The 11,728-nt window shown below is 71.0% G+C and carries 9 protein-coding genes; 6 read left to right on the top strand and 3 right to left on the bottom strand.

The window, feature by feature from the left end; translation table 11 throughout:
* Positions 1-2,085: 2,085 nt before the first annotated feature.
* Positions 2,086-2,865, bottom strand: coding sequence for a DeoR/GlpR family DNA-binding transcription regulator (locus ACZ5WG_RS05650; RefSeq protein ID WP_468721448.1), 780 nt, complete (start codon positions 2,863-2,865; stop codon positions 2,086-2,088).
* 149 nt (positions 2,866-3,014) lie between these two features.
* Here ACZ5WG_RS05650 and ACZ5WG_RS05645 point away from each other — a divergent pair, with 149 nt between their 5' ends.
* The 3 genes from ACZ5WG_RS05645 to ACZ5WG_RS05635 all read left to right on the top strand — a co-directional run bounded on the left by ACZ5WG_RS05645 (position 3,015) and on the right by ACZ5WG_RS05635 (position 5,264).
* Entirely contained in the window at positions 3,015-3,917 is a 903-nt protein-coding gene (locus ACZ5WG_RS05645; protein ID WP_468720892.1) for an SIS domain-containing protein, read from the top strand.
* A complete protein-coding gene (locus tag ACZ5WG_RS05640) occupies positions 3,914-4,750 on the top strand; it encodes a class II fructose-bisphosphate aldolase (protein WP_468720891.1) in 837 nt (278 codons plus the stop codon). Before ACZ5WG_RS05645 ends, ACZ5WG_RS05640 begins: the two co-directional genes overlap by 4 nt.
* 163 nt (positions 4,751-4,913) lie before the next feature.
* Entirely contained in the window at positions 4,914-5,264 is a 351-nt protein-coding gene (locus tag ACZ5WG_RS05635; protein WP_468720890.1) for a hypothetical protein, read from the top strand.
* A 36-nt stretch (positions 5,265-5,300) separates the two neighbouring features.
* Here ACZ5WG_RS05635 and ACZ5WG_RS05630 read toward each other — a convergent pair whose 3' ends face one another.
* Positions 5,301-6,074, bottom strand: coding sequence for a hypothetical protein (locus tag ACZ5WG_RS05630; protein WP_468720888.1), 774 nt, complete (start codon positions 6,072-6,074; stop codon positions 5,301-5,303).
* Positions 6,075-6,255: 181 nt separating this feature from the next.
* Between ACZ5WG_RS05630 and ACZ5WG_RS05625 the strand changes: the two genes are divergently transcribed.
* Positions 6,256-7,446 (top strand): acyl-CoA dehydrogenase family protein, encoded by a 1,191-nt coding sequence (locus ACZ5WG_RS05625; RefSeq protein WP_468721446.1) that lies wholly within the window; start codon positions 6,256-6,258, stop codon positions 7,444-7,446.
* Between the two features lie 220 nt (positions 7,447-7,666).
* Positions 7,667-9,520, top strand: a complete 1,854-nt coding sequence (locus tag ACZ5WG_RS05620; protein ID WP_468720887.1) for a multicopper oxidase family protein — start codon at positions 7,667-7,669, stop codon at positions 9,518-9,520.
* 197 nt (positions 9,521-9,717) lie between these two features.
* Here the strand turns inward: ACZ5WG_RS05620 and ACZ5WG_RS05615 are convergent, their stop codons facing one another.
* A complete protein-coding gene (locus ACZ5WG_RS05615) occupies positions 9,718-10,899 on the bottom strand; it encodes an agmatine deiminase family protein (protein WP_468720886.1) in 1,182 nt (393 codons plus the stop codon).
* A 175-nt stretch (positions 10,900-11,074) separates the two neighbouring features.
* Here ACZ5WG_RS05615 and ACZ5WG_RS05610 point away from each other — a divergent pair, with 175 nt between their 5' ends.
* Complete coding sequence (locus ACZ5WG_RS05610) at positions 11,075-11,719, top strand: TetR/AcrR family transcriptional regulator (protein ID WP_468720884.1); 645 nt, start codon at positions 11,075-11,077, stop codon at positions 11,717-11,719.
* Positions 11,720-11,728: the final 9 nt, after the last annotated feature.

Here is an 11,728-nt window from a genome sequence, read left to right as displayed (position 1 = left end):
CTCGGTGCCGGCTAGCGGGGCGGGGGCGGGCGTTGGGGGACTCGCGCGCTCGGAGTGGATCAGCTGGGCGGGGGCGGGCGTCGGCGGGACCCGCATGCTCGGTGCCGACTAGCCGGGCGGGGGCGGGCGTTGGGGGACTCGCGCGCTCGGAGTGGATCAGCTGGGCGGGGACGGGCGTCGGGGGGACCCGCGTGCTCGGTGCCGGCTAGCGGGGCGGGGGCGGGCGTTGGGGGACTCGCGCGCTCGGAGTGGATCAGCTGGGCGGGGGCGGGCGTCGGCGGGACCCGCACACTGGGAGCCGACTAGCGGGGCGGGGGCGAGGCGTCGGTGGGACCGACACACACGGGGTGGTCAGCCGGGCGGGGCAGGCGCTGGCAGGACCCACGCACTCGAGGTCGACTAGCCGAGCAGGGGCGGGCTTTGGCGGGGTCTGTGGACGCGGGGTCGGGAGGGGTCCGGGGGCTTCCCGGCAGTCCACTGTCCTTCCGTGTCGTGCCGGTCCCTCAAGGGCGCTCCCTGCGGTCGCGTCGCTTCGCGATGTCGCTGCGCTCCACCCTTGACCGACCGGCCCGCCCCGGAATGCCAACAGACTGCCGGGAAGCCCCCGGAGGATGGCCGGGGGGTTCAGGGTTCCGATCAGCCCCGATCACAGATGCCGGGCAGGGGCCCCTGTCCATCCGCACCCAGCCCACCAGGAGCATCGAGAGAGGTCGGCGACGGGCGCGCGGGGAGGGGAACGGCTCCCTGAAGGGCCCATAGGCACCCTTTCCGGACCCAGGTGGGGTCAACCTGCACCAGACAGCGATGAGATGACCCTGCGGTGCCGGTTGGCCCGTATCGCGTCAGATCGCTACGCGCTTCTCATCTCTCGGCGTCCTCGCCCCGCCTATGGCTGGACATAGGCCGCCGGACGCCTCCCGTGGGCGGGTTTCCGGGCGTCTGCACGCCATTTGGGGCGAAAGGCGGGTGAGAGGGAGTCTGATGCCGGTTTTCTCCACCTCTCACTCCGACAAGGTGTCTCTTGGCTCTCGACTGGCGAATAAAAGGGGCAGACAACCCGCTGTCGCATGCCGGGCCGTCCCTGTGCCGGTCGTGGGCGGCCTATGTCCAGCCAGAGGCGGGGCGAGGACGCCAAGCAGAGAGGAGCGCGTAGCGATTTGGGGCGTCCACGGCCCAACCGGCACCGCAGCGTCATCTCATCGCTGTCTGGTGCAGGTTGACCCTGCATGGGCCCGGAAAGGGTGCCTATGGGCCCTTGAGGGAGGCATGGCCCTCCCGCGCACCCTCCACCGACCCCTCTCGATGCTCCTGGTGGGCTGGGTGCGGATGGACAGGGGCTGCCGGTCAGGATCTCTGATGGGCCCTCATCGGAACATGAACCCCCCGGCCATCCTTCGGGGGCTTCCCGGCAGTCTTATGGCATTCCGGGGCGGGCCGGTCGGTCAAGGGTGGAGCGCAGCGACATCGCGAAGCGACGCGACCGCAGGGAGCGCCCTTGAGGGACCGGCACGACACGGAAGGACAGTGGACTGACGGGACGCCCCCGGACCCCTCCCGACGCCGAGTCGACAGACCCCGCCCCCTGGCCTCCCGACCAACCCCTGCGTTGCCGAGTGCATGGGCCCGGCGCGCACGTCCCGACTGGCCTCTCCGGTGCGGAGTACACGGTCTCCGTCCGTGACGTTCCGCCCGGTGTCTCCGACACCGAGCACACAGTCCCCGCCCCTGACCTCCCGCCCGGTGTCTCCGACACCGCGCACGCCGATCCCGACCCCGTGCTTCCCACCTGCACTTCCGGCGCCGAGTGCATGACCCCGGGCCCTTGACCTCCCGGTCGATGCTTCCGACGCGGAGTGCGGCGACTCTGCCCCCGATGTCCCGGTGGCCCCTTCCGGCGCCGAGTCGACAGGCCGCCACCCGCCCCACCCCGTCGGACAGGCCGGCCTGAGTCCGTGGGCCCCGCCGCCCACGCCCCCGCCGCCCACGCCCCCGCCGCATCCGTGTACCCCGGCCGCCCCGCCCCCGCCCCCGGCCGCCCCGCCCCCGCCCCCAGCCGCCCCGCTCCCGCCCCCGGCCGCCCCGCCCCTAGACCCTCCGTACCTCCACGCCCGACGCTTCGAACTCCGCCGTCACTGCATCCGACAGGCCCGTGTCCGTGACCAGGACGTCCACCGACTGCGTCGGGCAGATGCGGGCGAAGGCGCGGACCGCGAGTTTGCTGGAGTCCGCCGCGATGACCACCCGGCGGGCCCGTTCGCACAGCAGGCGGTTCATCGCGGCCTCGTCCTCATGGCGGGTCGCCGCGCCGTCGGTCGGGTCGAAGGCGTCCACGCCGACGACCGCCGTGTCCATCGTGAGCTGGCCCAGGACCTGCTGGGCCAGCGGGCCGGTCAGCTCGTACGACTGCGGGCGGGCGACCCCGCCCGTCAGGACGATCTTGAACTGCGGCCTGATGACGAGCTCGCCCGCGATGTTGAGCGCGTTGGTCACCACCGTCAGCGCCGGCGAGCCCGACGCCAGGTCCGGGCGGCCGGCCAGGGCGCGGGCCACTTCCGTGGTCGTCGTGCCGCCGGTCAGGCCGATCACCTCGCCCGGCGTGATCAGCTCCGCCACCGCCTCGCTGATGCGCTGCTTCTCCGCGGCGCGGCGGGACGTCCGGTAGCGCAGGGGAAGTTCGTACGAGACGCCGTGGACCACCGCCCCGCCGCGCGTGCGGACCAGCAGCTGCTGCTCGGCCAGCTGGTCTAGATCGCGGCGGATGGTCGCGGCGGACACGCCGAGGGTCTCCGCCGCCGGCTCGACCTCCAGCTCACCCCGCTCCACCAGCAGATCCAGCAGCGTCTGCCAGCGCTCCTTGCGGGTCATGGAACCCACGGCGATCGACCCCCTCGGGTGTGCTCCATCGGCCTACACGTCGACATTAACTCAGGAGATCAACCCCCAAGGTGCTTGAAGTTGCGTGAAATGGGCCGCTACCTTGCAGGAAACTGCACCCACCACGCCAGGGAGCCGCCATGAGCCACGTCGCGTACGAGTTGGGCACGCAGCCCGAGTGCTGGGAGCGGGCCGCCGAACTGGCTCCGTCCCAACGGGCGTTGCTGCCGCAGCCGGGGGAGCGTACCGCGATCGTCGGGTGCGGGACCTCGTACTACATGGCCCAGGCGGCCGCCGCCCTGCGCGAGGAGGTGGGCCAGGGGGAGACCGACGCCTTCCCCGCCTCGGAGTTCCCCCTGCACCGCCGCTACGACCGGGTCGTCGCGCTCACCCGGTCCGGCACCACCACGGAGGTGCTGCACCTGCTGGCCGGGCTACGGGACGCCGGTGTGCGTACGACCGCCGTCATCGGGGACCCGGCGACGCCGGTGATGACCCTCGCCGACGAGCTCGTCGTCCTCGACTTCGCCGACGAGCAGTCCGTCGTGCAGACCCGATTCGCCACGACCGCGCTGACCCTGCTGCGCGCCCACGTCGGCCGGCACAGCGCCGCGGTCGTCGCCGACGCGCGCACCGCCCTCACCGAACCGCTGCCCGAACAGGCCGCGAGCCGCGGGCAGTTCACCTTCCTCGGCCGCGGCTGGAGTGTGGGCCTCGCCCACGAGGCCGCGCTGAAGATGCGCGAGGCGTCCCTGTCCTGGTCCGAGTCGTATCCGGCGATGGAGTACCGGCACGGGCCGATCAGCGTGACCGGGCCCGGCACCCTCACCTGGTCGATGGGCGAGGCGCCCGACGGGCTCGACGAGCAGGTGCGGGCCACCGGCGGCCAGTGGGTGGCAGGGCGGCTCGACCCGCTCGCCGAGCTGGTACGCGTCCACCGGCTGGCGATCGCCGTCGCGGCCCACCAGGACCTGGATCCGGACCAGCCGCGGAACCTGACCCGCTCGGTGATCCTCACCGCCGGCGAGGAGGCGGTCCGATGAGCCTCGTCTCCGCCGGGACGCTCGTCCTCGAGGCGGCGGCCGCCGGCCGCGCCGTCGCCGCGTTCAACATCATCACCCTGGAGCACGCCGAGGCCGTCGTCGCCGGGGCGGAACGGGCGGGCCTGCCGGTCATCCTGCAGCTGAGCGAGAACGCCGTGAAGTTCCGCGACGGCCGGCTGCTGCCCATCTCGCGCGCCGCCGCCGCATGCGCGGAGGCCGCAGGGATCCCGGTCGGCCTGCACCTGGACCACGTCAAGAGCGCCGACCTGCTCCGGCAGGCCGTGGATGCCGGGTTCAGCTCGGTGATGTACGACGCCGCGCAGCTCCCGTACGCGGAGAACCTGGAGGCCACCCGCTCCGCGGCCGACTGGGCGCACGCCAACGGGCTGTGGGTCGAGGCCGAGCTGGGGGAGGTGGGCGGGAAGAACGGCGCCGCCCCGCTCGACCCGCACGCACCCGGTGCCCGTACCGACCCGGACGAGGCCCGGCGGTTCGTGGCCGACTCCGGTGTCGATGCGCTGGCCGTGGCGGTCGGCAGCAGCCACGCGATGACCAGCCGCACCGCCGCGCTGGACCACGTGCTGCTCGCCCGCCTGGCGAAGACGGTGGACGTGCCGCTGGTGCTGCACGGCTCCTCGGGCCTGCCGGACGCGGAGCTCGCGGCGGCGGTCGCGGGCGGCATCCGCAAGGTCAACATCGGTACCGCGCTGAACCTGGCCATGACCGAGGCCATCCGCACCCACCTGACCCCGGCGGACCCGCGCCCGTACCTGACGGCGGCCCGTACGGCGATGGCGGCGACGGCCGCGGCGATGATCACGGCGCTGAACTGACCGCGAGGTGGGTGAAGGGAGGTGAATGCCCTGGACAATAGGGCGGGAAACCATCCTTTCCGGTGGCACGGAAGAACCGTTTGATCATGCTCGGAGCCCCCTAGCGTGATCACCGTCGCGTTCGGCGACGTCTTCCGCACCCCATCCGAAAGGGAAGCCCCCCATGCGCCTCCGTACCGCCGTGGTCGCCGCAGCCAGCGCCCTCACCCTCCTCGTCGCCGTCCCCGGCTCGGCCAGTGCCGCCACGGGCGAGTTCGAGTACTCGTACGCCGGCCTGGACGGGCAGCCGCGGCAGGAGCGGTTCTCCGGCCCGGAGGACTACACGTGCATCGTCATCCCGGAGGTCGCCGACCCGAACTCCTCCGAGCCGGCCTTCTCCCCGCGCAACCGGACCGACGCCCACGCGCGGGTTTTCACCGGGGCCGACTGCACGGGCGACCACTTCGACCTGCGCCCGTTCACCGGCTACGGCTCGGCGCGCCTCAAGCTGCGCTCGGTGGTGTTCCTTCCCTGATCGGCCCTGATCGGGCCCTGATCGGGCCCGCGAGGGTCAGCGGGGGGTGAGCCGGGCCTGGTGGCACGTGAGGGAGTGCCACCGGGCCCGGTCCGGTGTCGCGCCCCGGTCCAGGGTGCGGCGCGCCTCGATCGCGGTGACGTGCCGGTCGGTGGACAGGCACAGGAGGACGAACAGGCCGGTGTGCGTGGGCTCGACGGTCTCCTCGTAGTACCACTCGGCCGTGACGGTCCGCCGGCCGGCCAGGAAGGGGCGCTGCAGGAAGTCCTGCACGTCGAGGGGGAAGTGCCCGAGCACCCCCTGCGCGTCCGGCGGGTCCAGGACCAGCCGCTCGACCGGTGCGCCGGGCCGGCCGGGCGCGGCCGCGCCGCCGGCCGCCTGCGCAGGCCGCCCGTCGAAGGAGCGGCTCCGCAGCGACCCGGGCTCCACCCGGACCCGCTCGCCCCGGTGCTCCTCCGTGCGGCCGTTGCGGTACACCGGCCGGACCCGGCACAGCCCCCGGTCTCCGAACACCACCGCGAACGGGGCGCCGTCGTCGTAGACCCGGGCCCACCACACCAGGGACCGGCCCGCCTTCTCGAGCGTCTTGGCGCGCACGTCGCCCGGCAGCAGCTCCCAGCACCCCTCGCGGTCGGGGACCCCGGGGTCGACGGGCAGCGCTCCCGGCTCGTGGATCTGGGTCAAGCCCCCGGAGTCCGCCGACCGGGCGGCGGGCAGCCGGTCCGCGCGTACGGGGTCGGCGGGCGTCCGGTCCCGGCGCTCCGGCATCCGGTCCCGGCCGGCGAATTCCTGCTCCCAGGCCTCGTCCATGCGTCTCCCCGGCTCCTTGAACTCCCGTACCGCGCGCGTCCATTGTCGGGTACGGGTCCGCGCCCTGCGGGTGGTCGGCGGAATCGGCGGCCCGCGAGTCCTTCCCCCTTCTTGGAACACGTTCTACTCTGTGCGCCGCCACCACAGCGACCGGCTGGACCGCGAGACACCCGGAGGGGCCGTGCACCTCGAATACACGCCTGAGCAGCAGCAGTTGCGCACCGAGCTGCGCACCTACTTCGCCGAGCTGGTGCCGGAGGACGTCTACGGCCGCTACGAGGACCCCGCCGCGCAGAAGCGTTTCTACCGGGAGACCATCCGCCGGCTCGGCGCCGACGGCTGGCTCGGGGTCGGCTGGCCCAAGGAGTACGGCGGCCGCGGGATGTCCCCGATGGACCAGTTCATCTTCTTCGACGAGGCCGCGCAGGCCGTCGTGCCGCTGCCGCTGATGGCGCTCAACACCGTCGGGCCGACCATCATGCAGTTCGGCACCGACGAGCAGAAGGCGTACTTCCTGCCGAAGATCCTGGCCGGTGAGATCGACTTCGCCATCGGCTACAGCGAGCCGGACGCCGGCACCGACCTCGCGGCGCTCAAGTGCAAGGCCGTCCGCGAGGGCGACGAGGAGACCGGCACGTACGTGGTCAACGGGCAGAAGATCTGGACCACCAACGGCGACACGGCCGACTGGGTCTGGCTCGCCGTCCGGACCGACCCGGACGCCCCCGCACACAAGGGCATCACCATGCTCCTCGTGCCGACCTCCGACCCCGGCTACTCCTGCACCCTGATCAACACCCTCGCCTCGCACGACACCACCGCCAGCTACTACGAGAACATCCGGGTCCCCGCGAGCCGCCGCGTCGGGCAGGAGAACAAGGGCTGGCGCCTGATCACCAACCAGCTCAACCACGAGCGCGTCACGCTGGCCGCCCACGGCACCATGGCCATCCGGGCCCTGCACGACGTACAGCGCTGGGCCGCCGGGACCAAACTCGCGGACGGCCGCCGGGTCATCGACCTCTCCTGGGTCCGCGGCCGCCTGGCCCGCACCCACGCCCGGCTCGACGCGATGAAACTGCTCAACTGGCAGATGGTCAACGCCGTCCAGGACGGCACACTGACCCCGCAGGACGCCTCCGCCGTCAAGGTGTACGGCTCCGAGGCCCGCAGGGACGCGTACGCCTGGCTGATGGAGGTGGTCGGCGCGGCCGGCTCCCTCAAGGACGGCTCCGCGGGCGCGGTCCTGCACGGCGAGCTCGAACGCGGCTACCGCAGCGCCGTGATCTTCACCTTCGGCGGCGGCAACAACGAGATCCAGCGCGAGATCATCTCCTGGATCGGCCTGGGAATGCCCCGCGTCCGCCGCTGAGAGGCGGTGCAGTCGGCGATAATAATCAGGTGCCAATTCCGAATAATTGGACTCCAGTTCCGGCGCCTGCGGAATTGCTGCTGATTTCGGCTCAATGAGTGGCTTTCCCGGGACCGAACCGGCGTGCTGCGGCAGCGTTCCGAACCCGCCTTGTATCCCTTGAGCGTTACGCGAGTCGAGGGAAGGGTGGAGACGGATGGTTGGGCGAAGGAATTTCCTCATGGCCGGTGCCATGGGGGGTGCGGCCATGCTTCCGCGGGGTGTTCTGGGAACGCCGGCGCATGCATCGGACGGACACGGGTCACGGTCAGCGGACACCGCGGTGCCGAAGACCCCTCCGCTGACGAAGTACGTCGACGCGCTGCCCACGCCGATGACGGCCATCCCGGATCCGTCCGTCTACCCGGGCGCCGACTACTACGAGTACACGATGCGGCAGGGCTCCTGGCGCTTCCACCGGGATCTCGGGCCGGCAACCGTGTGGGGTTACTGGGCCAAGAACCCGCACAGCCCCCGCAAGGCGATCGGCATGGGCTATCTCGGGCCGACCATCAGCGTCAACAAGGACCACCCGACAGTCGTCAAGTACCGCAACCACCTGCCGACCATCCACCTGTTCCAATCCGTGATCGACGGAATTCGCACCGGGGACCCCCAGCTCACCCCGATCCCGCCGCCGCCCTATGAGCCCATGCAGCCTTTTCCCCCGAACGTCAACGTGTGGAACGTCGTACACCAGCACGGCGGTTTCACGGCGCCGCAGTCCGACGGCATGCCGCTGCATTCGTTCAGCCCGGACGGCATCCATGCCGAGTCCTACACCACCCTTGACCCGAGCCGGGTCAAACCCAACGAGGCGATCTGCGCCTACACCAACCACGAACGTTCGTCCCTGCTCTGGTACCACGATCACGGCATGGGGATGACCAGCCTCAACGTCTATGCGGGCCTGGCCGGTCTCTACGTCATTCGCGACCCGGACGACGAGCGGCTCGGGCTGCCGCAAGGCGAATTCGAGGTCCCCCTGATCCTGCAGGACCGGACCTTCTACCCGGACGGCTCGCTCGCCTACACCATGACGCTGCAGGAAGGCGAGGACACCCCGGTCGTCAACGGAAAGGCCTACCCTTTCCTGGCCGTCGAGCCGCGACGCTACCGGCTGCGCATTCTCAACGCTTCGAACGAACGCTTCTGGCGGCTGAGGTTCGACGTTCCCAGCGACGTACTGCTCCAGCCCAACCTGCCGTTCTGGCTCATCGGCACCGACGGCGGCTTCCGTGCTCCGTTGCAGATGCTGAACTTCCTGATCGGGCCGGCCGAGCGGTACGACCTGATCGTCGACTTCAGCCAGATGCCCATGGGCACGAACATCACGATGACGAACTACCACGCGCCGGTCCACTACCCCGGCATGCCGGGCCAAGGGCCGCAAATCTCGGAAATCATGCAATTCCGGGTCACCAAACGACTGTCCGGAGGCCCGGACAGGACCACTCCGCCCAAGGAACTCAGACTGCCGACGGCCGAACCCATCACGGCGAAACCGGACACCCGCCGACGGCAATGGGTCGTATACCAGCACAAGCTCTTCAGCACCATGACGTTCAACGCGGTGCCCTTCATGGAGCCGTCCGAGGACTTCATCAAGGCGGGCTCGACCGAGATCTGGGAGTACATCAATCCCAACCACGACGCCCACCCGATGCACGTCCACCTCGTCAACTTCCAGGTGTTGAACAGGCAGCCGATCGACGCAGCCGCCTACCAGGCGGATTACGAAAAGTGGATCGACGGTGGCCGCAAACCGGAGGACAGGCCGGTGTTGGAGAAGTACTTCACCGGTCCGGCGATTCCGCCGGACCCGGACGAAGCGCTGTCCGACAAGGACACGGTCAAATCCTATCCGGAGACGGTGACCAGAATCATCTGCCGGGAATTCAGCCCGCCGACGGAAACGATCGCGTCGATTCCGGACAGTGGAACCGAATTCCCTGCGACATACGTCCACCACTGCCACCTTCTCGAACACGAAGACGACGACCTGATGCGTCCCTGGACAATCGTCCAGGACTGACGGGACCCGGCGTCGCCCGCCACCGGCGCGATGTAGTCGCGGGACGAGGTGCTGCAGGGTCAGCCGCGGGGGACGGCGCGGGTCTCTCCGCCTCGCGGGCTTCACCGCCGACCGGACGGGCAGGCCGCGCACCGAATCGGTGCGCGGCCCTCGGCGCCGTCGGCGTGGTCAGGCCCGACCGCAGCGTGCGTTCGTCGTCACGGGGCGGGCTGCTGCTGGGTGACGCAGTGGATCCCGCCGCCGCCCGCGCCCAGGTTGTCGATGTTGAGCTGTTCGACCGTGCGGCCCGGGAAGAGGCGCTGGAGGGTGGACTTGGCTCCGGCGTCGGCGCGGGTGTCGCCGAACTGGGGCGCTATGACCGCGCCGTTGCACACGTAGTAGTTGGCGTACGCGGCGACGAAGTCGGGGTTCGTGGAACGGATCAGGTTGTAGTCGGGGCCCTGGAGCTTGGTGACCGAGATGGGGTTGCCCTGGGCGCCGGTGGAGGTGGAGAGGATCTGGTACTGCTGGCGCGCGTCGTTCGACCAGGGGTCGGTGTCGCTCGCCGGCGGCATCTGGACCAGTCCCCGGCCTGGCTCGAGGAAACGGGACGTCGCGTCGACGTGGTCGTCGGTGATGTCCCGGCCGAGGACGCCCTTGAACCAGATCACCTTGGAGGCCCCGAAGGCACTGCACATCGCGGCCTCGATCTGTGACTGCGTCAGGGCGGGGTTGCGGTCGGGGTTGATGATGCTGCTGCGGGTGGCCATGAGGGTGCCGGCGCCGTCCGTCTCCACCGCGCCGCCCTCGCCGACGAAGCCGGCGGTGGTGAACGGAACGCCGACGTGGGCCGCGATCCGCCCGGCGACCAGGGAGTCCTTGGCGTGGGTCTGCTGGTTGCCCCAGCCGTTGAAGTTCAGGCCGACCGTGTCGAGGCCGCCCGCGCCGTTGGTACGGAACACCGGGCCGCTGTCGCGCATCCAGCAGTCGTCGACCGGGATCGAGCCGATCACCGTGACGGCCGGTCCGCAGGCGCTCCTCGCCTTCGGGACGCTTGCGGAGTTGGCGCACATGACGACCGGCTCGTACTTGGCGATGATCCTCGCGATGAGCGCGATGTCGGCCTGGACGCCCGCCAGTTTGCGGCCCCAGATCGCCGAGCTGTCGGGCCACGCCATCCACGTACGGGTGTGCCGGACGGTGTCGAGCGGGACGGTGAAGCCGCCGGCCGCGGCTGCCGTCCCTGCCGGGGGCCGGGCGGCCGCGAAGGCCTCGCCGCCCGCCGCCGCCAGTGCCGCGCCGACGGCCGTGAGGCCTGCCGCGGTCAGGAAGCCTCGCCTGTCCAGGGTCCGGCGCGGCGCTCTGCCGGCCGGGTCCTTGGGTGCAGCGTGATCGTTCATCACTGTTCTCCGATCAGCCAGGGGTGGATCGCTCCACCGACTGGCCCGGAACGTATTACTGACCGAGCGCTCGGTCAATAATCTGGAGGCATCAACATCCCTGAATTGAAAGGGAGTTGAGAACTCGCGATCCCTTTCGCCGGTGCTACGGACACCGGGTCGTTAGAGTGGCGCCGTGGCAGCAGACCTGGCAGCAGAAGCCGCGGACGGACGGCCGTCCCCTCCGGCCCGCACCGCCCGCACCTCGGCGAAGGGTGAACAGACCCGCGCCCGGCTGATCGCCGCCGCCCGCACGCTGCTGGCCGGCGAGGGCTTCGCCCGCTTCAGCACCCGCAACGTCGCCGCACTCTGCGGGATCTCACACGGGATGTGCCACTACCACTTCCGGGACCGGACCGACCTGATCGTGGCCGTCGCCCGGGACATAGGGCCCGAATGGATCGGTCCCATGGAAGCCGCCGTCGACCACCCCGGGTCCTTCTCCGAGCGTGCCGAGCGCGTGATCGGACTGCTGGCACAGCCCGAGGGGCCGGACCTCTCACGCCTGCACTCCGCCCTCCACTGGTTCGCGTTGAACGACGACCGGGTCCGGGACGCGGTGGACGCGGAGTACCGGCGCTGGCGGGATTGCTTCGTCCGGCTGTTCCAGGTGCTCGCGGACGAGCACGAAGGCGCCTTCGACCCCGTTCCGCCGGGCACGGCGCTCGCGGCCGCCGCAGACGGGCTCGCGGCCCTCCAGTCCCTGGACTCCCGCGTCGATCCCGAGGTGACCGTACGCGTCCTCGTCGCCGGCCTCGCCACGGCGGCCGTACGCCCCTGAGCGGCCTCC

Source organism: Streptomyces sp. NPDC032745 (genome assembly GCF_055579465.1).
Note: the sequence above shows the minus strand (reverse complement) of the source record. Positions and strands in the feature narration are given on the sequence as shown.

Excerpts from the sequence above, each read along its gene's own strand:
- ACZ5WG_RS05620 (WP_468720887.1), top strand. The coding sequence starts at position 7,667 with ATGGCCGGTGCCATGGGGGGTGCGGCCATGCTTCCGCGGGGTGTTCTG.
- ACZ5WG_RS05630 (WP_468720888.1), bottom strand. The coding sequence starts at position 6,074 with ATGGACGAGGCCTGGGAGCAGGAATTCGCCGGCCGGGACCGGATGCCG.
- ACZ5WG_RS05615 (WP_468720886.1), bottom strand. The coding sequence starts at position 10,899 with ATGAACGATCACGCTGCACCCAAGGACCCGGCCGGCAGAGCGCCGCGC.
- ACZ5WG_RS05640 (WP_468720891.1), top strand. The coding sequence starts at position 3,914 with ATGAGCCTCGTCTCCGCCGGGACGCTCGTCCTCGAGGCGGCGGCCGCC.
- ACZ5WG_RS05635 (WP_468720890.1), top strand. The coding sequence starts at position 4,914 with ATGCGCCTCCGTACCGCCGTGGTCGCCGCAGCCAGCGCCCTCACCCTC.
- ACZ5WG_RS05650 (WP_468721448.1), bottom strand. The coding sequence starts at position 2,865 with ATGACCCGCAAGGAGCGCTGGCAGACGCTGCTGGATCTGCTGGTGGAG.
- ACZ5WG_RS05645 (WP_468720892.1), top strand. The coding sequence starts at position 3,015 with ATGAGCCACGTCGCGTACGAGTTGGGCACGCAGCCCGAGTGCTGGGAG.